General features: G+C 67.4%; 18 protein-coding genes. 10 read left to right on the top strand and 8 right to left on the bottom strand.

Annotation, left to right across the window (positions count from 1 at the left end; genetic code table 11):
- Window positions 1–2: 2 nt before the first annotated feature.
- The 5 genes from G537_RS0120570 to G537_RS0120550 all read right to left on the bottom strand — a co-directional run bounded on the left by G537_RS0120570 (window position 3) and on the right by G537_RS0120550 (window position 8,943).
- Window positions 3–938: a DUF2950 family protein gene (locus G537_RS0120570; protein ID WP_026871722.1), complete on the bottom strand. Its 936-nt coding sequence runs from the start codon at window positions 936–938 to the stop codon at window positions 3–5.
- A gap of 23 nt (window positions 939–961) precedes the next feature.
- Window positions 962–2,359 (bottom strand): DUF3300 domain-containing protein, encoded by a 1,398-nt coding sequence (locus tag G537_RS42220; protein WP_162146131.1) that lies wholly within the window; start codon window positions 2,357–2,359, stop codon window positions 962–964.
- Window positions 2,360–2,540: 181 nt separating this feature from the next.
- Complete coding sequence (locus G537_RS38990) at window positions 2,541–4,412, bottom strand: mechanosensitive ion channel family protein (protein ID WP_155888692.1); 1,872 nt, start codon at window positions 4,410–4,412, stop codon at window positions 2,541–2,543.
- Between the two features lie 332 nt (window positions 4,413–4,744).
- Window positions 4,745–7,933 carry an efflux RND transporter permease subunit gene (locus G537_RS38985; RefSeq protein ID WP_064742183.1) on the bottom strand — a complete coding sequence of 1,063 codons (3,189 nt, stop codon included), beginning with the start codon at window positions 7,931–7,933 and terminating at the stop codon, window positions 4,745–4,747.
- Complete coding sequence (locus G537_RS0120550; protein WP_026871721.1) at window positions 7,930–8,943, bottom strand: efflux RND transporter periplasmic adaptor subunit; 1,014 nt, start codon at window positions 8,941–8,943, stop codon at window positions 7,930–7,932. Before G537_RS0120550 ends, G537_RS38985 begins: the two co-directional genes overlap by 4 nt.
- Between G537_RS0120550 and G537_RS0120545 the strand changes: the two genes are divergently transcribed.
- From G537_RS0120545 to G537_RS0120500, 10 genes are all read left to right on the top strand, one after another.
- Entirely contained in the window at window positions 8,891–10,624 is a 1,734-nt protein-coding gene (locus G537_RS0120545; RefSeq protein ID WP_245579063.1) for a V-type ATP synthase subunit B, read from the top strand. The genes G537_RS0120550 and G537_RS0120545 overlap by 53 nt on opposite strands.
- Entirely contained in the window at window positions 10,624–11,247 is a 624-nt protein-coding gene (locus G537_RS0120540) for a V-type ATP synthase subunit D (RefSeq protein ID WP_026871719.1), read from the top strand. Before G537_RS0120545 ends, G537_RS0120540 begins: the two co-directional genes overlap by 1 nt.
- 5 nt (window positions 11,248–11,252) lie before the next feature.
- Window positions 11,253–13,043: a V-type ATP synthase subunit I gene (locus G537_RS0120535; protein ID WP_211230444.1), complete on the top strand. Its 1,791-nt coding sequence runs from the start codon at window positions 11,253–11,255 to the stop codon at window positions 13,041–13,043.
- A complete protein-coding gene (locus G537_RS0120530; RefSeq protein WP_026871717.1) occupies window positions 13,036–13,485 on the top strand; it encodes an ATP synthase subunit C in 450 nt (149 codons plus the stop codon). The genes G537_RS0120535 and G537_RS0120530 overlap by 8 nt, the downstream gene beginning before the upstream one ends.
- A 9-nt stretch (window positions 13,486–13,494) precedes the next feature.
- On the top strand, window positions 13,495–14,187 hold the full coding sequence (locus tag G537_RS0120525; protein WP_026871716.1) for an ATP synthase subunit E: 693 nt from the start codon (window positions 13,495–13,497) through the stop codon (window positions 14,185–14,187).
- A 4-nt stretch (window positions 14,188–14,191) separates the two neighbouring features.
- Window positions 14,192–14,917, top strand: a complete 726-nt coding sequence (locus tag G537_RS38980; protein ID WP_051248734.1) for a hypothetical protein — start codon at window positions 14,192–14,194, stop codon at window positions 14,915–14,917.
- Entirely contained in the window at window positions 14,914–16,758 is a 1,845-nt protein-coding gene (locus tag G537_RS0120515; protein WP_026871715.1) for a V-type ATP synthase subunit A, read from the top strand. The genes G537_RS38980 and G537_RS0120515 overlap by 4 nt, the downstream gene beginning before the upstream one ends.
- 43 nt (window positions 16,759–16,801) lie before the next feature.
- A complete protein-coding gene (gene ppk2 / locus G537_RS0120510; RefSeq protein WP_026871714.1) occupies window positions 16,802–17,626 on the top strand; it encodes a polyphosphate kinase 2 in 825 nt (274 codons plus the stop codon).
- A 216-nt stretch (window positions 17,627–17,842) separates the two neighbouring features.
- On the top strand, window positions 17,843–19,558 hold the full coding sequence (locus G537_RS0120505) for a SulP family inorganic anion transporter (protein ID WP_051248732.1): 1,716 nt from the start codon (window positions 17,843–17,845) through the stop codon (window positions 19,556–19,558).
- 110 nt (window positions 19,559–19,668) lie between these two features.
- A complete protein-coding gene (locus G537_RS0120500; RefSeq protein ID WP_026871712.1) occupies window positions 19,669–19,890 on the top strand; it encodes a hypothetical protein in 222 nt (73 codons plus the stop codon).
- Between the two features lie 25 nt (window positions 19,891–19,915).
- On the opposite strand, the gene G537_RS38975 is transcribed toward G537_RS0120500, so the two are convergent.
- The 3 genes from G537_RS38975 to G537_RS44305 all read right to left on the bottom strand — a co-directional run.
- Window positions 19,916–20,758 (bottom strand): helix-turn-helix domain-containing protein, encoded by an 843-nt coding sequence (locus G537_RS38975; protein WP_081688937.1) that lies wholly within the window; start codon window positions 20,756–20,758, stop codon window positions 19,916–19,918.
- Window positions 20,759–20,830: 72 nt separating this feature from the next.
- Window positions 20,831–21,304: a hypothetical protein gene (locus G537_RS0120490; RefSeq protein WP_064742182.1), complete on the bottom strand. Its 474-nt coding sequence runs from the start codon at window positions 21,302–21,304 to the stop codon at window positions 20,831–20,833.
- Window positions 21,305–21,615: 311 nt separating this feature from the next.
- Window positions 21,616–21,988: hypothetical protein (locus G537_RS44305; protein ID WP_034852445.1), on the bottom strand; the 373-nt coding region annotated here is incomplete at its 5' end.

Below are 21,988 nucleotides of genomic sequence, written 5' to 3'. Positions count from 1 at the left end.
TTCTAGGGCGTCAGCTCGTCCCAGCTGTCATCGACGGCAAAGGATTGGATGGCTGCGGCCAAGACCTCGGTGCGGTCGCCCAGGTCCTTTTCCAGGATCTGGCCGTGATGGCTGACCAGGAAGCTCGTCCGGCCGGTGTCGCCATAGTCGGCCGGCACCGCAATCATGGCGAAACCGGCGATCATGTTGCCGTTGATGATGTAGTCGTAGCGGCCACCCGGCACGCCGTCCTCCTGCCGGGTCAGGATCCGGAAGTAGTAGCCGTGATAGGGATCGCCGGGCTCTCGGGTCTCGAAATAGCGCCTGTCCTCGGCCACCAGCGGTCCGAACGGGCTGGGATCGGCGTCGGTTGCGTCCGGCCAGTAGAGCCCGTCCTGCCGGCCCGGCGAGCTGACCAACTTCTGCGCGTATTCCAGCACGCCGTCGCCGTCACGGTCCTTCGAGGCATAGGCCATCTGCGCCGGCCCGTAGGCGCGCATCACCTCGATCGCGTTCAGCTCGTTGCCGCCGATGCGGCGGGCCAGGATCTCGTCCAGCCCGTCCTCGGTGTCGAAGCGCCAGCCATCCGCCTCGCGGACGATCTGGATCGGGAAGGTCCAGCCCGCGGTCCCCATTTCGATGGTCCGCTGATCGCCCTCGCCCTCCAGCTTCACCCCGGCCTTGGCCGCCGCGGCCACCTCCTCCAGCCCTTCCGCGGCATCGGCGGCATCGTCCGGCAGGAGGTCGTCGCGATAGCGCGTACCGAGGATGCGCAGCAGCCCGTTGACGTCCTTCGCCTCCAGCGCCTGGACCAGCGCCGCATTGGCCGCTTCGGGCGTATCGAAGCGTTCCGGTCCGTCACCCTCCTGCGCCTGTGTCGGTGCGACCGCCATCAGCATGGCCAGCAGCGCGGCATGGCCGAGGCGGAGCTTCGAGGGATGCTTGATCGATGTCGCCATGACATGTGCTCTCTGCTGCGGGTTCAGCGGCGGCGGCCGCCACCGCCACGACCACCCATGCCGCGACCACCCCCGCCACGATGGCCGCGAGCCGATTCGACGCGGGTGCGGCTGGCGCTCGACACCCCGCCGAAGGGGCGGGAGCCGCCGCTGCGCTGCTGGACGGCCGGGGATTGCTGGCGTGGCCGCTGTGTCATCTGGCGCTGGGTCGGGCGGCCGGGCGAGCCGACGGACTGGCGGCGCGGCAGGTCGAGGCTTTCGCGGCCGCGGGTCGAGGCCCGGCCCGTTTCGCGCCTCGGCTGCACCCCGCCGAAGGTGCTCCCCCGACGGGGCGAACTGTCGCCAACGCGCTGTCGCTGCGTCCCGGCCGCACCGGCGCCCTGCCGCTGGCGCAGCCCCTCCGCCGCGGCCCGCTGCGTCGGCGCCAAGCCCCGGGCCTGCCGGCGGGGCTGGTCGGCGCTCTGCCGCAGCCGGCCGGCGGAGCCAGCGTCCGGCTGCCAGCGCCGCTGCCCGCTGTCGCCCACCCGGTCATGCGCGGCCCGAAAATTCTGCCGGTTCGTATCGATGCGGGACTGCAGCGCCGCCCGGTCGGTGTTCTTGAGGATGCCGTTGTTGACGAATTTGTTGTAGTTGAGGTTGCCGTCGACATTGATGTCGGAGCGGAGCCGGTCGACCTTGTCCCAGTCGACATCGTCCCAGTCTATGTCGTCCCAGTCGACATCATCGAAATCGACGTCGATGTCGTCGTCGTCCCAGTCGAGGCCATAGCCGATCGCCGTGCCGAACAGGACCCCGGTGAAGAAGGGGGCTGCCGGGTACTGATAGTTGAGATAGGGCTCCGGGTAGGTGATGGGGGCCGCCGTTGCGTAGCTCTGGTCCACGACGACGCCCGGATCGTAGGCCGGGACGTAGGCGACGTCGGGATCGGTGCTGCTGATGGTGACGAGCTGGGCACTGCCCGCGGTTGCCGTCGTGGCCGCCGTCTGCACCACCGAGACCTGCTCGTTGGAGGCCAGATACCCGGCCTTCATCGCCTCGGATCGGATCGCCTGGATGGCGTCGAGCACGTGCTCCAGATTGTCGGTCACCGCCTGGCCGAGCTGCGTCGTCCAGTCGAGATCGGAATCCATCAGCCGCAGGGCCTCCGGATAGTTCAGGAGGGCGATGACGGACGGATCCCAGCTCGGGTCCGGGGTCAGGGAGGCGTCCTTCTCCCGCTTCTCGAGGAACCGGACGGCCTCGACCACGTCGAGCGTCGCGGTCGAGGCCGGCAGCACCAGCGACAGCACGTCGTCGGGATAGAGCGCGATGCGGGCGACCAGGACCCGCAGGTCCGACGTCTGCGCGGTGCCGGCCACGGTGGTCGGCGTCACCGTCTGCGCGGCCACTGGGGCCAGGCCGACGAACTGGGCTGCGGCCAAGGCGAGGATGCCGGCGATCGTGAGCCGCAGCTGTCTCAGCCGATCGCGGTGCAAAGAAGCGTCAGACCTCGAAATGTTCGGCGCGCGGGACATGGCGACCTCGGCACAACCGCATTCGCAACGTTACCGCCGATCCGCGGCGGCAGTTTTGATCTGGCGCATTTTCGCGATGCCCTCGAACCTACGCCGTCGCCGCCGGTGGATGGATGAGCTCCAGCCCCTGCTGCGCGGCGGCGGCCGAAGCCTCGCCGCCGGCGACCTGCACGGTCGGGAACGCGAATTTGATGCCGTTCTCGTCGAAGGCCTTCTTGATCAGCGCATAGGCCCGCCGCCGGATCACGAACTGCTCGCCCGGCTTGGTCATGATCTTGAGGCGGATCTGGATCGCGAAATCGCCGAACTGCTCGACCCCCTGCATCTTCAGCGTCTCGAGGATGTTCGGCCCCATCTCGGCGTCCTCGGCCAGCTGGCGGCCGATCTGCTTCACCAGCTTCTTCACCTGGTCGAGATCGGTGTCGTAGGTGACGCCGACGCCCAGCTTGTCGATCACCCAGTCCCGGCTCATGTTCTGGATCGCCCCAAGCTCGCCGAAGGGCACGGTGAACAGCGGCCCGCGGTGGTGCCGCAGCTTGACCGAGCGCAGGCTGAAGGATTCGACGGTGCCCTTGTACTGGCCGCTCTGGACGTATTCGCCGACCCGGAAGGCATCGTCGAGCAGGAAGAACATGCCGCTGATGATGTCCTTGACGATGGTCTGGGCCCCGAAGCCGATGGCGACACCGACGACGCCGGCGCCGGCGATCAGCGGCCCGATCTCGACGCCAAGCGACGACAGGGCCATCAGCACGACCATGACCAGCAGGACGATGAAGATGACGTTCCGCAGGATCGGCAGCAGCGTCCTGAGCCGTGCCTGCCGGCGGCCGGCCTCGCTGTCCGGCTTGCCGGCGGCCGGCGCCGCGATGGTCCGGTCGATCACCGTCCGCAGGACATGCCAGGCAACATCGGCCAGCAGGATGATGATCACGGCGTTGATCGCGCCGCGGATCAGCCGGGTGAGCGGGCTGTCGCCGGCTGTGAGGGCGCTGAGATCGACATGCAGGCCACGGGCGAGCAGCAGCGCGGCGCCGATGATCAAGGCGGCCCGCACCGTCCGTTCGAGCCCGATCGCTAAGACGCCGCGGCCGGCCTCCGCGCTAGCCTCATCGGCCGGGCGGAGGATGTGGCCCACGGATCGCTGGGTGAGGCGGATCGCCGCCGGCAGGCCGACCAGCACGACGCCGATCCAGAACAACCCGACGGCGCCGATAACCCAGAACAGCCATAGCGCGATGAAATAGGCCGAAAGGAGCCAGGCGCCGACAGACCCTACGCGGCGCGACGGTTGCGGCCCTCCGCCGGCGGCTGCGCGTGGCCGGTTCCAGGCGATCTCGATGCCGAGCGCCAGCAGGCCGAGACCGAGCACATAGGCGACGATCTGGCGGGCCTGCATGGCGAGGCCAAGCGCGTCGAGCAGCTGGACCGTGGTCCAGCCGAAGGCGAACCAGCCGGCGAAGATCCCGAGCCTCATGTGCCAGAACCGCGCCGCGTCGTTGTCCATCGGCACGATCCGGAAGCGCTCCGCTACCGGAAATTCGGAGCCGCCCGGCGCGAGCAGGGTGCGGCTGATGAGGAGCGCGAAGCGCAGGGCGACGAAGGCGACGAGATAGCCCAGCACGATCTCCCGCAGCAGGACCGGCCATTCGAGCGCGAGGAAGGCGCCGATGCTGCCCAGCGAGAAGATCGCCAACGACCCCAGGTCGTAGCCGAAACGCGCCCCGATCAGGCGCAGGCGCGCACCGACTGTCCCGATTTTCACCGCGTTGGTCCAGGCGCGCAGGCCGGCCGTCGCCCGCCGGAACAGCCATTCGAAGCCGAAGCCCAGCGCGGCGAAGCCGAGCGCCAGCACCATGACTCGTAGCGGGCCTCGCTCCTGCAGCTCGCGATACAGCGTGGCCCCCGCGCGTCGGAATTCGGCGGGTAGGGTGGGCAGCGCCGCGACCAGTCCTGCCACGTGGCGGCGGATCGCCTCCAGGCGTGTCGAGAGATCGTGAGAGGGCGAGGCCGCTGCGGGCGTATCGGTTGGGGCAGGAGATCCCGCCGTCGCGGACCTGCCGGCGACGCCTTGCTGCGCGAGCCAGTCGCGCACGGCGGGATCCGCCAGCAGATCGAGGAATTGCCGCACCGCCGGCTGCGGTTCGGCCGTGGCCGGCGTGTCGTTCGCTGCCGCGAGGGCCGGAAGGCCGGCATACCACCCCGAGCAGACGAGGACGGCGAGCAGTCGCTTGGCCGTCCTGAACGCTGCGGGAGGCCCTGTTCCCGTCGATCGGACCGGCAGAGGCAGCCTCACGTGGTGCCTCGGCTCTCCGAGCCTGCAGCCGCGGTCGCCATGCCGCCCGCAGCCGGGCTCGGCGGTTGCGGGGAAGGGGCCTGATCGGTGGCCTTCGGCTCGGCCGGGTGGAGGCGGTAGAGCGTGGCGTAGAGGACCGGGAGCAGGATCATGGTGAGAACGGTGCCGTAGCTCAGCCCCGCCATGATGGTGACCGACAGGCCGATCCAGAAGACGTCGGAGAGGAGGGGGATCACTCCGAGGACCGTGGTCCCCGCGGCGAGGAGCACGGGCCGCAGGCGCGAGACCGCGGCTTCGACGGTGGCCGTGTAGCGATCCAACCCGCGGGCGATGCCCGTCTCGATCTCATCGAGCAGAACCAGCCCGTTCTTGATCATCATGCCGGCGAGGCTCATCGCCGCCAGCAGCGCAACGAACCCGAACGGCACGCCGGTGATCAGCAGGCCGAAGACCACTCCGGCCAGGGCGAACGGGATGGTCAGCGCGATCACCAGCGGCGGTCGCAGGGCGTTGAACAGCGCCACCATAATGAAGGCGGTGACCGCAAGCGCGGGGATCACGCCGGGGATGAGCGAGGCCTGGCTCTTGGTGCTGTTCTCCTGCTCGCCGCCCCACTCGATGCTGTAGCCCGGCGGCAAGGCGAGCGCCTCGAGCTTGGGCGCCACATTCTCGTACAGCGTCGGGAAGGTGACTCCGAGCGCGGGAATGGCCTGGACCGTGAGAGTGCGGCGGCGGTCGTAGCGCGCGATCACCGACTGCTGCGGGGCGAGATCGACGCCGCTCACCACCTGCGCCAGCGGCACGGCCGAGGTGCTGGCCATGCCGCGCACGCCCACCACATCGATATCTTCGGGCCGGGTGCGCTCCGCCTCGATATTGCGCATCACGATCGGGATGATCTCGTCGCCGTCCCGGTACAGCCCGATCGGCAGGCCGTCATAGGTGCGGCGGGTGGTGCGGGCGACGTCGTCGCGGATGATGCCGGCCCAGCTGGCGCGGGCGGCGTTGTATTCGGGCCGGATCTCCAGCACCGTCTGGCGCCAGTCGGTCTGGCTCAGCCCGGCATAGGGGCTGGCCCGCAGGATATCCAGCACTTGGTCGCCGAGGGTGCGAAGGGTGGCGGTGTCGGCGTCACCGGGGCCGCTGATGCGCAGCTCGAATTTCCAGGTGTCGCCCGGTCCGACGGTGAACTTGCGCAGCGGCGTCAGGGCCTCGGGGAAGCGATCCGCCAGCCAGGGCTGAAGCCCGGCGATCAGCCCGTCGATCTCGCCCTGGTCACGGACGTTGACGACGATCTGGCCATAAGCGGAGTTCTCGGGCTCCGGCTCGACGGGAAGGTAGAAGCGCGGCGGCCCGCTGCCGATGAAGCTCGCCACCTCGGTCACGCGCGGATCCTGCCGCAGCCGGTCCTCTATCTCGGCGAGATCCTCGGACACCCGCTCGATCCGGGTGCCTTCCGGCATCCAGTAGTCGATCATGAACTTCGTCATCGCCGCGTCGGGGAAGAACAGCTGGGTGACGTTGCCGTACATGGCGCCCGCCGCCGCCAACGTCGCGACAGCGGCCGCGATGGTGAGGAAGCGGATGCGGATCGCGCCGCGCAGGAGCGCCCGGAAGCCGCGATAGAACCGGTTGTCATAGGGATCGGTCCCCCCGGCGGTCTGCGGCTTCAGCATCGCCATGCATTGCAGCGGCGTGACGGTGACCGACAGGATCCATGAGGCGAGCAGCGAGATGGCGACGACCGAGAACAGGGTGGCGCAGTACTCGCCCGCGCTCTCGTCCGAGGCGAAGATCGGGTAGAACGCCATCACCGCGATCACCGTCGCGCCGAGCAGCGGCATCGACGGCTGGGTGGCCGCCTCGATCGCCGCGGCGCGGGGTTCCATGCCCCGATCGATGCGCACCGCATAGCCGTCGGCGACCACGATCGCGTTGTCGACCATCATGCCGAGCGCGATGACCAGCGCGCCGAGCGACATGCGCTGGAGATCGATCCCGAAGACCGCCATCAGCAGGAAGGTCGCCATCACCGTCAGCAGCAGCGCCGTGCCGATGATGACGCCCATGCGCCAGCCCATCGGGATCGCCAGGCAGGCGAGCACGATGACGATGGCCTCCAGCAGGCTGACGAAGAAGCCCTTCACCGACAGCGCGATGATCTCGGACTGCCAGTTGACCTTCTCGATCTCGATGCCCACCGGGAGGTTGCGCACGAGTTCGTCGAGCCGCCGGTCCACGGCCTGCCCGACCTTCACCACGTTCTCGCCCGGGCGGTTGGTGATGGCGATCCCGATCGCCGGCCGGCCGTTGAAGCGCATGAGCTGGCGCGGCGGATCCTGGTATCCCTCCCGGATCTCGCCGACGTCGCGGAGCCGAATGATCTCGTCGGCGCTGCGTTCGGTCTGCCGGCTGGCCGATTGAATGAGATCGAGCGCGGTCGGCTGCAGCACCAGCTGGCCGATATCCTCGGCCTGCGGGAATGTGCCGGTGGGCGCGATCCGGATCTTGCTGTCGCCGACGAAGACGCGGCCGCCATCGACCACGGCGTTCTGCGTCTGCAGGTCGCGCGCGATGGTGAGCTCGGAAATGCCGAGCTGCGCCAGTTGGCTCTGACGCACATCGAGATAGACCCGGCGCTCCTGCGCGCCCCACAGGTCGACCCGGGCCACGCCGGGAACGAGGCTGAGCTCGCGCTTCAGCTCCTCGGCGTAATCCTTGAGTTCCCCCGGGCTGAAGCCGTCGCTGGTGACGGCGAGCAGCAGGCCGAACACGTCGCCGAAATCGTCGATGACGACCGGCGCATCGGCGCCGGGAGGGAGCTCGCGCGTGGCGTCATTGGCCCGGGCCCGAACCTTGTCCCAGATCGCCGGGAGCTCCTCCGAGCTGTACGAGGCCTTGATGTTGACCTTGATCCGGGACCATCCGGCCCGCGAATAGCTTTCCAGGGAATCGAGCTCCTTCAGCTTCTGCAGCTCGATCTCGATCTTGTCGGTGACCTCCTGCTCGACCTCCTCCGGACTGGCCCCGGGATAGGTGGTCGAGACGATCGCGGTCTTGATCGTGAACTCGGGATCCTCGAGCTGGCCGAGGGCGAAATATGAGGCGATGCCGCCGAGAAGGATGAGAGCGGCCCCGAACCAGGTCACCGTCGGATTGTCGACGGCCGAGGAGGCGATGCTCATGGCGCGCGCTCCGTTTCCGGCAGGCGCACCTGCTCTCCCTCGACGAGGCTGTTGGCGCCGGCCATGACGACCCACTCGCCGGCGGAGATCCCGTCCGAGATCTCGACGCCGCCCCTGACCGTCCGGCCGACCGACACCGGCCGCAGCGACACCGTCTTGGTGGCGGGGTCGATCACCCAGAGGCCCATGGCGTCACTGCCCGGCTGGATCGGACGGAGCGAAGCGGGCGGCACGACGCGCGAGACGCTGTTCGCCGCGCCCGCCTTCACTGATTTCACTCGGACCGACCCTGCCATCCCGGGCAGGATCGAGACGTTGTCCGGCTGGTCCATCACGACCGTGACCGGGTAGGTGCGCGTCGTCCGCGAGGCCTCGGCGCCGATTTCGCTGATCGTGCCCGTCAACTCGACGTCGTGAAACGCATCGAACCGCACGCTCACCGTGTCGACGAGGGGGGCGAGCGCGATCAATGTCTCGGGAATGTCGACGACGACCTCGATCCGGCGGAGATCAAGCAGCCGGATGATCTGCTGCTGGGCGCGGACATCCTCGAAGGCTTTGGGATAGACCGCCACCACGCGGCCGTCGAAGGGCGCCGTCAGCGTCGTGTCGCCGAGGTCGATATTGGCCTTCGTCAGCGCCGCTCGGACCGATTCCACGCGCGCGTCCGCAGTGTCGCGCTCGCCCTGCGAGGCATCCAGCCGAGCCTTGGAATAGGTGCCGCTCTCGACCAGCGGAACGACACGCTTGTACTGCTCGTCCTTGGCCCTGAACTCGGCCAGCGCGGCATTGAGGTCGGATTCGAGCCGCGTCACGTCTGCCCTGTAAGGACCGTCATCGAGCCTGGCGACGGTTTCGCCGCTCGCGACCACCTGCCCGACCTTCACCGGAAGATCGAGTATGCGACCAGGAACGCGGAAAGACAGCACGGCATCCGTCTCGGCGCGAGCGCGCCCGATGAACTGGCGCTGCCCGAGGGATTCGACCGATCCGACCTGGACCGCTGCCACCGGGCGCGGGGGCTTGGCCGTCTCCGACGTCTGTTCGTCATTGCACGCGCCCAACCAAACCGCGACCAGGAGAGCCGCGGCAGCTCTTGCACTAGTCATCCAGGTCTCCTTCTCGACCGGTCAAGCAGCCGATGAAGCGGGCATCGGAGTGGCCTATCCTACTCGTTCGGAGCATGTCCATGACCGAGCTCTCAGTCACGATGCGGCCGGTTATAGCGCCATTCGGGAGCGGCCGATTTGCTCCAGCGCAAATATGGCGGCGGCGTCCCGTGCTAGTGAAATCAGCTCATCCTGGCCTGCGCCCGGACGGGAGAGCGAAATGCTCGTGTCTCATACAAAAATATTCGACATCGTCGGCGACATCATTCGCATCAAGGTCACGTCCGGAGGCTCGGGCGAGGAGAGCCGTCCCTGCCTGAACGATCTCGCCGTCGTCGACAGCGACCGCGGCTTCCGCTCGGTGGCGCAGGTCATCAACATCGACCGGGACGTCATCTCGCTTCAGGTCAATTCCGGCACCAAGGGGCTGCCGAACAACGCTTCGGTGCGCTTCCTCGGCGAGCCGATGCGCGTGACCTATTCGGACAACATCCTCGGGCGTGTCTTCGACGGGGCGGGCAAGCCGATCGACGGCGGGCCTGAGCTGTCCAACGATCCGACGGTGCCGATCGGCGGCCCGTCCGCCAATCCGATGAAACGGGTGCTCGCCTCGCGGATGATCCGGACCGACGTGCCGATGATCGACGTCTTCAACAGCCTCGTCGAAAGCCAGAAGATCCCGATCTTCTCGGTCTCCGGCGAGCCGTACAACCAGTTGCTGGCTAGGATCGGCATCCAGGCCGATGCCGATGTCGTCGTCTTCGGCGGGCTCGGCCTGATCTTCGACGACTATGCCTATTTCCGCCGGCGGTTCGAGGATGCCGGCGTCTTCCCGCGCACGGTTATGTTCATCAACCAGGCCTCGGACCCAGTGGTCGAGCGGCTGCTGGTTCCCGACCTGACCCTGGCCGTCGCCGAGAAATTCGCGGTGGAGGAGGGCAAGCGCGTGCTGGTGCTGCTCACCGACATGACCGCCTTCGCCGACGCGATGAAGGAGGTCAGCATCGCCATGGAGCGGGTGCCGGCCAATCGCGGCTATCCGGGCGATCTCTATTCGCAGCTGGCGCGCCGCTACGAAAAGGCATGCGACTTCAAGGGCTCGGGTTCCGTCACCATCCTCGCAGTGACGACGATGCCGGGCAACGACCTGACCCATCCGGTTCCCGACAACACCGGCTACATCACCGAGGGCCAGTTCTATCTGCACAGCGGCGTCATCGATCCCTTCGGCTCGCTGTCCCGCCTCAAGCAGCATGTGATCGGCAAGGTCACGCGTGAGGACCACAGCCAGATCATGAACACCATGATCCGCCTCTATTCCGGCGCGCGCGACGCCGCCCAGAAACAGGCGATGGCGTTCGAGCTGTCCGATCAAGACCACCGGCTGCTGAAGTTCGGCGAGCTGTTCCGCAAGCGCATCATGGACATCGAGGTGTCGCTGCCGCTCGAGGCGGCACTCGATCTCTGCTGGCAGACGCTCGCCGAATGCTTCGAGCCGGAGCAACTGCTGATGAAGCAGGCCCTTATCGACAAATACTATCCGGCCTCGGCTGGGCCGAAGACCGAAGCCGAGGCCGCCTGATGGCCAAGCCGGCCCTCAACAAGTCGACGCTCGCCCGCGAGACGCGCAGGCTCACCGAGTACCGGCAGTTCCTGCCGTCGCTGGAGCTGAAGCGGCTGCAGATCCTGGCCGAGCGCGCCCGGGCCCGCGACGGTCTCGCCCGGCAGGAAAAGGAATTCCGGGCGCGGTTCCAGGCGACGGCCGACGCCATCCCGATGCTGGCGAACGACTACGTGCCCATCTCGGGGCTCGTCCGCCTGAGCGATGTCGTCGTCGGCGAGCAGAACCTGTCAGGCACCGTGCTGCCTCGGCTCGATGACCTTCGGATCGAGCTCGAGCCGTATCCGTGGCTCGGCCGCCCCCATTGGGTCGACGCGGTCGTGGCCGCCCTCCAGGAGCTGGTCCGCATGAGCGTAGAGCTCGATATCGCCCGAGAGCGGGCGGAACGGCTGGTCGAGGCCGAGATCGTCATCTCACGGCGCGTGAACCTGTTCGAGAAGGTGCTGATCCCGCAGGCGCAGGAGACGATCCGCCAGATCAAGATGGCGCTGGCCGACGCCGAACGCGATGCCGTCATCCGCGCCAAGATCTCCAAGCGCAAGACCGCCAGCCGGTCGGCCGAGCAGCGGGTCGCCGAGCTATGACGATCGTGCCGCTCAGGAAAGTCGCTCTCATCGGCGCCGCCGCGGACAAGGAGAAGATCCTGCAGCGGCTGCAGGATTTCGGGGGGATGCATCTGATCCCGCTGCGGCCGGCACAGAAGGAGCTGGAGGCGGTCCCGAGCGGAACCGGCCGCGATGCCGTCGCTGCGCTTCGCTGGCTGACGGATTGCCCTGCACCGCGCCGGCCCGCGCTGTCCGACCAGGATCTCGACATGGCGGCGCTCGTCGAAGCGATCAACGCCAACAAGCAGGCGCTGCTCGATGCCGAGGACCGGAAGACGGCTCTGCTCAAGCGGATCGAGGATGTGAAGAGCTGGGGAGAGTTCTCCTTCCCGGATCTCGACCAGCTGGGGGGCCATCGCCTGTGGTTCTATGTCGTGCCCCGCTCCAAGGAAAAGCTGATCGAGGCGGGCGACCGGATCATCGAGATCGTCCATCGCGATCGCCACAACGCCTATGTGGTGCTGCTCTCGCCCAGCGAGCCGCCGGTGGATGCCATGCCCGTGCCTCGCACGCACATCGGCGCCCATTCGCTGTCCACGCTCGATCGGCATCTCGAGGAGATCGAGGCCGAGCTCGAGGAGCTCTGGGCCGAGCGCCGGAAGCTGACGAAGTGGCGGGTCGTGCTCGACCGAAACCTGGCCCAGGTCCAGGACCTCGCGGCGCTGAAGCGCGTCTCGCTGGAAACCGACGACGTCGACCGCGTCTTCGTCGCGCAGGGCTGGGTTCCGGTCGATCGGCTTCCGCGGGTCGAGCGCATCGCAGAGGAATTCGGGCTGGCGATGACCGTTGAGGAACCGCTCGACGGCGAGCGCCCCCCGACCCTGCTGGCGAACAGGCCGGGGCTGGCGGGCGGCGAGAGCCTCGTCGAGTTCTACCAAACGCCCTCCTATCGCGACTGGGACCCGTCGGCGATCGTCTACGTCTCCTTCATCATTTTCTTCGGCATGATCATGACGGATGCGGGGTACGGGCTGGTCCTGCTGGCCATTCTGTACCTGATGCGCAAACGCTTCGCCGGCTCGGAGACTGGCCGGCGCATGCTCGTCATGGGCTATTGGCTGATGGCGTCGACGGCGTTCTTCGGCGTCATCACCGGCAGCTATTTCGGTGTCGCGCCGCCGCCCGACAGCCTGCTCGGCCGCCTCAAGCTGATGGATCTGAAGAACGTCGACGCGATGATGCGGATCACGCTGGCGATCGGCGGCCTGCACATCGTCATCGCCAATCTGATGAGCGCCCGGCACGCGAAGACGCGCAACGCGCGCATCCAGCCGCTGGGCTGGTGCCTGATCGCGACCGGCGGGCTGACGGCCTATTTCGCTTCGGCAATTCCTCCATTGGCGACCATGGGCATCGTCCTGATCGTCCTCGGCATCCTGGTCGTCGGCATCTTCGCCAGCGACCGGCCGGTCACCTCTGCCAAGACCCTGCTCCTCCGCATTGTCGACGGGCTCGGCGCGACGTTCCGCCTGACGAACATCTTCAGCGACGTCCTCAGCTACATGCGGCTGTTCGCGCTGGGGCTCGCGGCCGCCTCGCTGGCCGAGACGATCAACACGCTGTCGGGCCAGCTGGTCCACGCGGCGCCCGGGATCGGCGTGCTCATCGCCCTCGTGGTGCTGGTGATCGGCCACGTCATCAACATCGGCCTCGGCCTCATTGCCGGCTTCGTCCACGGGCTGCGGCTGAACGTGATCGAGTTCTTCAACTGGGGGTTGAAGGAAGAGGGCTCGCCGTTCCGCCCCTTCGAACGCAGGAGACAAACCCGTGACTGAGATCGTTCTGGCGCTTGGATGGTTCGGCCTCTTCGCGCCGGTGGCGCTCGGGGCGATCGGGAGCTGCATCGGTTGTGCCCTCGGCGGCAGCGCCGCCATCGGAGCCATGCTCGACACCGAGAGCGGCCATGGCCGCAACATCGGCGTGTCGCTGATGCCGTCGTCCCAGGTCATCTACGGCATCGTCATCATGTTCTCGCTGCAGCGCGATCCGATGACGGCGGAGGCGGCGGCTGGGATCTTCGGCATCGGCATCATGTCCGGCCTGGCCCTGCTCTACGCCGGCATCCGCCAGGGCGAGGCGGTGGCCGCCGCCATCAACGCGTCCAAGGCGAAGCCGGAGGTCTTCGGCATTTCGCTGACGCCCGCCGCCGTGCTGGAGGGCTTTTCGGTCTTTGCGCTGGTCTTCGCCCTCGTGCTGAGCGGCGCCATTCCCGGCTAGGAGGAGACCATGGCGAAACCGCAGACGGATGTGTCCCCGGCCGGGGCTGGGGTGCAGGCACTGATCGATCGGCTTCGGGCCGAGGGCGTCACCGCCGGGCAGGTCCAGGCCGAAGAGATCGTCGCCTTCGCCAAGGCCAAGGCCGACAGGCTCGTCGCCGAGGCCGAAGCCAGGGCGCGGGAGACGCTGGATCGCGCGAGGCAGGAGGCCGCGGCCGAGACGGCGGCCGGGCGGGATGCCCTGAAGGTCGCGGCGCGCGACCTGGTCCTCAAGCTCAGGAACGAGCTCGGGCACCGGATCAGCGAGGAGACCAAGCGTCTGCTTGGCGAAACGCTGATGGATGAGGAGTTCCTGAAGCGCCTGATCCTGGCGATGGCCGCCAAGGCGACGAAGGATGCGGGCGTCACCGCCGATGACCGGCTGGAGATCCTGCTTCCCGATCGCGTCGTCAGCTTCGAGGACCTGCAGCAATCGCCCGAAAACGCGCGCGAAGGAACCCTGACCCATTTCGTCGTCGCCGTCGCCGCCAGCGTGCTCAGGAAGGGCGTCACCTTCTCTGTCGCCCCGGGCCTGCAGGGCATCCGGGTCAGGCTGGTCGACCGCGACCTGTCGATCGACGTCACCGAGGAGGCGGTCGCGACCCTGCTGGGCAAGCATCTGCAGCCGCGCTTCCGGGCGCTGATGGAAGGGGTGGCGCGCTGAACCGATGAGCGACCGGCTGCAATACATCACGCTGATGTCGAGCCTGCCGCATATCGGCAGGATCTTCACCGAGCACGGCACCGGGATCTCGAGGTTCCGGCTGGAGGAGCGGCTGAAGCTGCTCCACCCGGACCATCGCAAGCTGCTGGACCGGGTGATCGGCGTGACCGCCTGGACCGGGGTCGGACAGTACAAAACCGACGCCGAGATCATCGCACTGGCCCGCAGCGTCACGGCCGAGCTCGGCGATCATCCGACGCTGCAGGCCCTGGTGCAGAGCCGGATGGAGACCCGGACCATCATCGCCGCGCTCCGGCGCCGGCGCGACGGCACGGCGGATCCCGGGGACGTCGCGTCCTGGGGGGTCGGCCGATGGTGCCGCCGCATCCAGGAGAACTGGAGCGATCCCGGCTTCGGCCTCTCGCGTTTCATGCCCTGGGTGGCCGAAGCCGACCAGCATCTGCGGTCGGGCAACCACATCGCGCTGGAGCGCCTGGTCCTGACCCAGGCCTTCACCCAGATCGACCGGCTGGCCAGCGGCCACGACTTCGACTTCGAGGCGGTGGTCATCTACGTGCTGCGCTGGATCATCGTCGAGCGCTGGAGCCTGTACAGCACCGCCAAGGCGGCCGAGAGGCTGCGCAAGCTGCTGGACGAGGCGCTGAGCACGGCGCCCCGCACCGCTGTCCCGCCTGCCGATCGAGCCGCAAGCCAGGAGGCCCGTCCATGACCAGCCCGTCAAACCTTCCCGAGCCGACGGCCGAGATCGTCGCCGTGCAGGACGACCTGGTGACGATCGCGCCGACCGGCGACACGCCCCTGGTGAAGAACGAGGTGATCTACATCATTCCGCACGGGCCGGAGCGGGAAGGGGGGCGGCGGGAATATCTCAAGGCCGAGGTCCTGCGCGTCCGCGGCCCCGCGGCCGAAGCCCAGGTCTATGAGAGCACGAGCGGGGTCCGCATCGGCGACAAGGTCATCCAGACCGGCGAGATGCTGTCCGCCGCCCTCGGGCCGGGGCTGCTGAGCGGTGTCTTCGACGGGCTGCAGAACCCGCTGGCCGAGATCGCCTCGCAGCACGGCTTCTTCCTGCCTCGCGGGGTCCTCGTCAACCCACTCGACACGGCGCGGAAATGGGCCTTCACGCCGAAGGCCAAGGCCGGCGACATCTTGAGGGCGGGCGACGCGATCGGCACCGTGCCGGAGGGGCGGTTCGAGCACCGCATCATGGTGCCCTTCGCCATGCCGGGCGAGGTGACGGTCGAGCGCATTCGAGAGGGTTCGTTCACGATCGAGGAGGTCGTCGCGACGGTCCGCGACGAACGGGGGCAGACGCACGACCTCGCCCTGGTCCAGCGCTGGCCGGTCCGGCGGCCCATCCCCGAGGCGCTCGTCGCGCTCGGCCAGGCCGAGCGGCTATACCCGTCCGAACCGCTGATCACGACGATCCGGCTGATCGACACGTTCTTCCCGATCGCCCGCGGCGGCATGGGCTGCATCCCGGGTCCCTTCGGCGCCGGAAAGACGGTGCTGCAGTCGCTGATCTCCCGCTTCTCGGCGGTCGACATCGTCATCGTCGTCGCCTGCGGCGAGCGGGCCGGCGAGGTGGTCGAGACGATCACCGAGTTCCCCAGCCAGCCCGACCCGTCCGGCCAGGGCACGCTGATGGAGCGGACCGTGATCATCTGCAACACCTCCTCCATGCCGGTGGCTGCGCGCGAAGCCTCGATCTACACGGGCATCACGCTGGGCGAGTACTACCGGCAGATGGGCTACGACGTCCTGCTCATCGCCGATTCCACCTCGCGCTGGGCCCAGGCGATGCGGGAGACGTCCGGACGCCTGGAGGAGATCCCGGGCGAGGAGGCCTTCCCGGCCTATCTCGACTCCGCGATCAAGGGCATCTACGAGCGCGCCGGCGTCATCCGGCTGGCGGACGGTTCGCTCGGCAGCCTGACGATGATCGGCACCGTCTCGCCCGCCGGCGGGAACTTCGAGGAGCCGGTGACCCAGGCGACGCTGGGGACGGTCAAGACCTTCCTCGGGCTGTCCTACGACCGGGCCTACAAGCGCTTCTACCCGGCGGTCGATCCGCTGCTGTCCTGGTCGCGCTACCACCCGCAGCTGGGGGATTGGTATCGGGACCATATCGACGCCGGCTGGACCGGCCGGGTCGAGGAGATGGTGAGGCTGCTGCGCCGCGGCGACGAGATCGCCCGCATGATGCAGGTCACGGGCGAGGAGGGCGTCTCGATCGACGACTTCGTGACCCAGCAGAAGGCCCTGTTCCTCGACATGGTCTATCTGCAGCAGGACGCGTTCGACGATGTCGACGCCTCCGCGCCGCTCAAGCGGCAGCAGGAGACCTTCGACATCGTGCTGCTGGTGGCTAGGCGCGACTTCGACTTTGCCGACAAGGCAGCGGCGCGCGACTTCTTCATCCGGCTCACCGGGATGTTCAAGAACCTCAACTACGCCGCCGAGGGATCGCAGCAGCGGGACGATCTGAGAAGCCAACTGCTGGCGGCGATCGATGCCGCGCCGCAGCGATACCAGGCCGCGGCGGAGTAGGAGACCCTGGGAACGGCACCGGTCGGATTACCGGGAGGATCGGATGAACCACAACAGAAAAGCTCACGACGGCGACAAGGCCGCCCGCAACAAGTACTACGAGAAGGAGATGGCCCGGCTGCAGATCGAGCTGTCGCATCTCCAAACCTGGGTGCGCGAGACCGGGGCGCGCATCGTCATCGTCTTCGAAGGGCGCGACGCGGCGGGCAAGGGTGGAATGATCAAACGGATCACCGAGCGCGTCAGTCCACGCGTCTTCCGGGTGGTGGCCCTGCCTGCACCCACGGAGCGGGAGAAGTCCCAGATCTATATTCAGCGCTACATCCCACACTTCCCGGCGGCCGGCGAGGTCGTGATCTTCGACCGCAGCTGGTACAACCGCGCCGGAGTCGAGCGCGTGATGGGCTTCTGCTCGGAGGCCCAGGCGGAGCGGTTCCTGCAGATGGTGCCAAGGGCCGAGGCGGTGTTCGTCCAGCAGGGCATCATTCTTCTCAAGTATTTCCTCACCGTCAGCGAGGACGAGCAGGAGCGGCGCTTCCAGCGTCGCATCGACGACCCTGTCCGTCACTGGAAGCTGAGCCCGATGGACCTCGAATCGTACCGGCGATGGTGGGACTACACGCGCGCCTATGACGAGATGCTGCGGATGACCGACACGCCGCATGCGCCTTGGTGGATCGTGCCGTCGAACGACAAGAAGCGGGCGCACGTCAACTGCATCACGCACATGTTGGGTTCGATCCCCTATGAGCATCTGGGCTTCGACACTCCGGACCTCGGCAAGCGCCAGAAGCGGCCGAAGGACTATGTCGAGGACAGCACGCCGCGGAAACTGGTGCCGGATGTGTTCGACGGCCCAGCTGCGTAGACCTCCCTGTCGGACATCGATGTCTTCAAGAACAAAGTCATAATTTGCGATAGAGCAAGGTCACGGTTCCGAAGTCGGCGTAGGGCAATGACGGGCCGTAACCCCCATCGTCACGATCCTTGATCGGTGAATCGGAATTGCCATGTCAGGCGTAACCCTTGCTCGAAGCTTGCTTGAGCCGGAGGCGCGATGCCGCAATACCGGCGGTGCCGTCTGATGGCGAGGCGCGCCGCTGCTCACGCGGGGAGAGGAGAGCCCCTCGGATGGATCCCGCCGATCCTGCAACAGCTGCGCGGCTATCGGCCCGAATGGCTTCAATCGGATCTGCTGGCCGGCCTGTCGGTGGCCGCCGTGGCGCTGCCGACCGCGATCGCCTATCCCGCGATCGTCGGCGTACCGCCCGAGGTCGGCCTCTACGCAGCGATCTTCCCGACGATCGCTTATGCGATCTTCGGCTCGTCGCGGCAGCTGATGGTCGGGCCCGACAGCGCGACCTGCCTCGTGCTCGCCAGCGCGCTGCTCTATCTCGGCGTCACGGCGCCGGATCAGCGGGTTGCGGTGGTGGCGGCGCTGGCCGTCATCACCGGCGTGTTTTGCGTCCTGGCGGGCACAGCGCGCCTCGGCTTCATCGCCGATTTCCTCTCGCGGCCGGTGCTCACGGGCTTTCTGGCCGGCATCGCCGTCGACCTGATCATCGGGCAGATCGGTAGGCTCTCCGGCCTCGCCATCGAGGCCAAGGGGCTGATCCGGCCGATTGTCGAAGCCCTGTCCGAGATCGGTGGCCTGCATGTCATCACGACGGTGGTCGGGCTCGGCCTCCTCGTGTTGCTCCGGGTACTGCGACGGCTGGCGCCCCGTTTCCCGGCGCCGCTCCTGGCCGTCGTGATCGGCATCGGCCTGGGTGTCGTGTTCGACCTCCAGCGCCATGGCGTCCGCATGGTAGGTGGGATCTCGGGGGCAGTGCCGACCTTGGCCCTTCCGGTTCCGCAAGACGTGGAGCCGGGGGACCTGCTGCTCGCATCCTTCAGCGTTCTACTGGTGAGCTTCGGCGCCGGCATCATTACGGCACGGAGCTTCGGCGCCCGATACCATGTTCCCGTCGACGCTAACCGCGAACTTTTCGGGTTCGGCGCCGCGAACATCGCATCCGGCCTGTTCGGCGCTTTCCCGATCACCAGCTCGGATTCCCGCACGGCCGTAAACTACATCGTCGGCGGGAAGACGCAGGTCGCAGGGCTGCTCGCCGCCGCCGCGCTGATCGTGATCACCCTGTTCGCCGGGGGGATCCTGGCCTATCTGCCGGTCGCGGCCCTGGGGGCGGTCCTGGCATCGGCGGCCGTGGATCTCGTCGACGCGCCGCGATTCGCCCTGCTGTGGCGTATCAGTCGCGTCGAGTTCTGTCTCGCCATCACGGCCCTGGTGGGTGTCGTTGTCTTCGGCGTGCTGCAGGGCACCGCCTTGGCGGTCGGTGCCAGCCTCGTCCATCTGCTCTGGCTCGGCTCCCGGCCTCGCGACGCCGTGCTCGGGCGGCGCCCGGGCAAATCGGAGTTGTACAAGCTGCATCATCACGCCGATGCCGAGCCTGTTCCGGGGCTTCTCGTCTATCTGCTCCAAGGCCCGCTCGTGTTTTTCAACGCCGACTATGTGAAGGGACGGATGCTGGAGCTTGCGGATGGCGCTCAGGCCGGCGACTGGTTCGTCCTGGATGGAAGTGCGATGAATCACCTCGACAGCAGCGCGATCGAGGCGCTGGAGGATGTCTACGGCGAGCTGAGGCGGCGCGGCATCTCCTTCGCGGTCGCGGATCTGCACCGCTTGCCGCGTGCGACGATGGAGCGATCCGGCCTCGCCGACCGGATCGGCGCCGGCATGTTCTTTCATTCGGCGGAAGAGGCAGCGGCCGCATTCGAGCAGCAGCGGGATGGACTGTGACATGCCTTCGGTCCCGCGGAACCGGTTCTCGGCAGGCTGGCGCGGGACTGGCACATCGGGCCGGGGCTATCGTCCTGCCGCGATGAAGGGTGGAGGAGGCCGGCCGACGGATGCCGGCTGGGGCCGCCGTGGATGAGCGCAAGGGCTATGCCCTGACCCACACCGAAATTCTCGCGCTGGAACTGCACCGCCATCTCCGTTGGCACAATCCCTTCATGGAAGACATCCGGACACTGGTCGAGGAACTGGAACACCGGCCGCACCGGTCGCCCGGGGTCGACGCGATCCTCGCCGAGGGCCGCCGCTTCCTGACCGCGCATCGCGATCGCTGAGGCGTGGCCGCTCCACTTGTGATGGTCAAAGATGCAGTGCGCAGCGAAGCGAGGATTCCATCGGCATGTGGGCTCGTTCGATCCGGGTGGCCGGTTCATCGCCTTCGGCCAACTTCCCGAGGCGCGATCGGTCCAGCAGGATGAGATGGCGGGGTCCGGCCATGTCGATGAGGCCGGCCTGCTTGAGATCGGCAAGGGTTCGGCTGATGGTCCCGAGGGTGAGGCCCAGATAGTCGGCGATGTCGACCCGAGACATTTCCACGCTGACCGCTCTTCCGTCCGGGGCCGCGTCGGCCAACTCCAGCAGGAAGGTGGCGACACGCTCGCTCGCGGTCTTGCGGCCGAGGGTCACAAGACGGTCATAGGCGATGGCGAGGGATCGATAGGCGATTTCGTGGAAACAGCGGTCGACGGCGCCATCGGCCCGGGCAAGGGCTTCGGTGCAGCGCCTCGGATAGCGAATGACGACCATATCGGTCAGGGCTTCTGCGCCGAACCCATAGGCCTCGACCGCCTCCAAGCCGAAGAAATCCTCGGCATGCAGAAAGCGGCCGATCTGTCGGCGCCCATCGGAGAGAAACTTGCTGGTGCAACCGGTTCCGGAAACCACCTGGTACCAGTGCGAAGCGGGATCACCCTCATGAAAGGCGGCTGTGCCGCGCGCGAGCGAGACCACGGTGCCGAGGTCGGCCAGGCCACTCGGAATCTTCGACATGGCCGGTCCGGTCGGCCGTGCCTCGGTTCCCACATGCGCCGTTGTCTCGCGACAGAACACCGCCGTTCTCGCCGGGTCAGCTGCTCCGGCCTCCGCGGCGATCAGGCCGACATCAAACATGCCTCGAGAATATTCCTCCCTGGTGCTCTCCATCTCGGCACCTCCCCATTTCGTGGCGACCCATCCCGCTCGCTCTCTCTTCTGTCCGCCGCCAAGCACTGAGTGCTAGCGCTGCATGGTGATGACGACCGCATCGCCGCCCAGGCTCAGCATCAACCCGGTCCGCTTCGCCTTCAGGTGCAGGACCACGCCGTTTCCGTTCTTGAGCCAGAGGTCGCCGCCGCTGGCTTCGCCGACGGCGAAGCCATAGCGCCCCTGGACATAGGTGCCGGGAAAATCCCGCAGCGCCTGCAGATCATAGACCTCCCCCCGTGCATCGACGGTGGAGACGCCGATGCCTCCCACGCCGAGGCCGCTGACCGTGAAGGGATAAGTGCCGCCGCGATAGGTCAAGGTGCCATCGCCGGTGCTGCCGCTGCCGATGAAGGCGGCTTGGACCTGCCGCATCTCGACAAGGCCGTCCGGACGTTGCGCCGGAGCCGTCGAAGATGACCCCGACTGGGATTGGGCGCATGCTGCGAGAAAGCCCAGCGACACAACCGCCAATAATGAGGCGAAACTCCCTGTATGCTTCACCATGTCGAATCCCTTCGTTGAAGCGCAGTCGATATCTGTTGGACGCGCGATTTTGCTGGGCGCAGTTGGTTCAGACAGTGCGGGTCGAACGAGGCCTGAGCTGCGAGCGTCGCCGATCGCTATCGACGGCCAGTCGAGCCACACTTTTCAATTTTAGCGATTAGGGCGGCCAGCCGTGGTGCCGCGACAGGTATCCACCGGTAATTTACTGTTGCGTTAGCAGATCGAAAATGACCGGGATTCGGATCGAAAAGCACCCGATCGCGGCGGTGAACACACGAGCAGGATGGTTGGCGCAGCGCTGTGAATGTCCGTTAGGTACCCGCCTTAGGTATGTGGAGTCCGGCTTTGCGGAGGCCGTCGACGAGGGCGCGGATGATGTCGGGCGCGACGTTGCGGGCCTGCAGGTCGGCGACGACGCGGTCGCCGTAGTCCGGGTCGGCCTTGAGCAGCAGTCTGATCGCGGCGGCGGCGTCGTCGCTCCGGCCGAGCTGGGCGTAGGCGGCCGCGCGGGCGATCTGGGTGAACCGGTTGTCCGGCAGGTCGATCTTCAGGGCCTCGTCCAGCGCGTCCCGATAGCGCCGATCCATGTAGTAGGCGACAAAGAAGCCGAGGCGATAGAAGGTGGACTGGCCGGGGTTGCGGGAGAAGGACTCGGCCAGCAGCGGCAGGCCTTCGGCGAACTCG

The organism is Inquilinus limosus DSM 16000, from assembly GCF_000423185.1.
Lineage (GTDB): Bacteria > Pseudomonadota > Alphaproteobacteria > DSM-16000 > Inquilinaceae > Inquilinus > Inquilinus limosus.
This window is presented reverse-complemented; position numbering and strand designations above follow the sequence as displayed.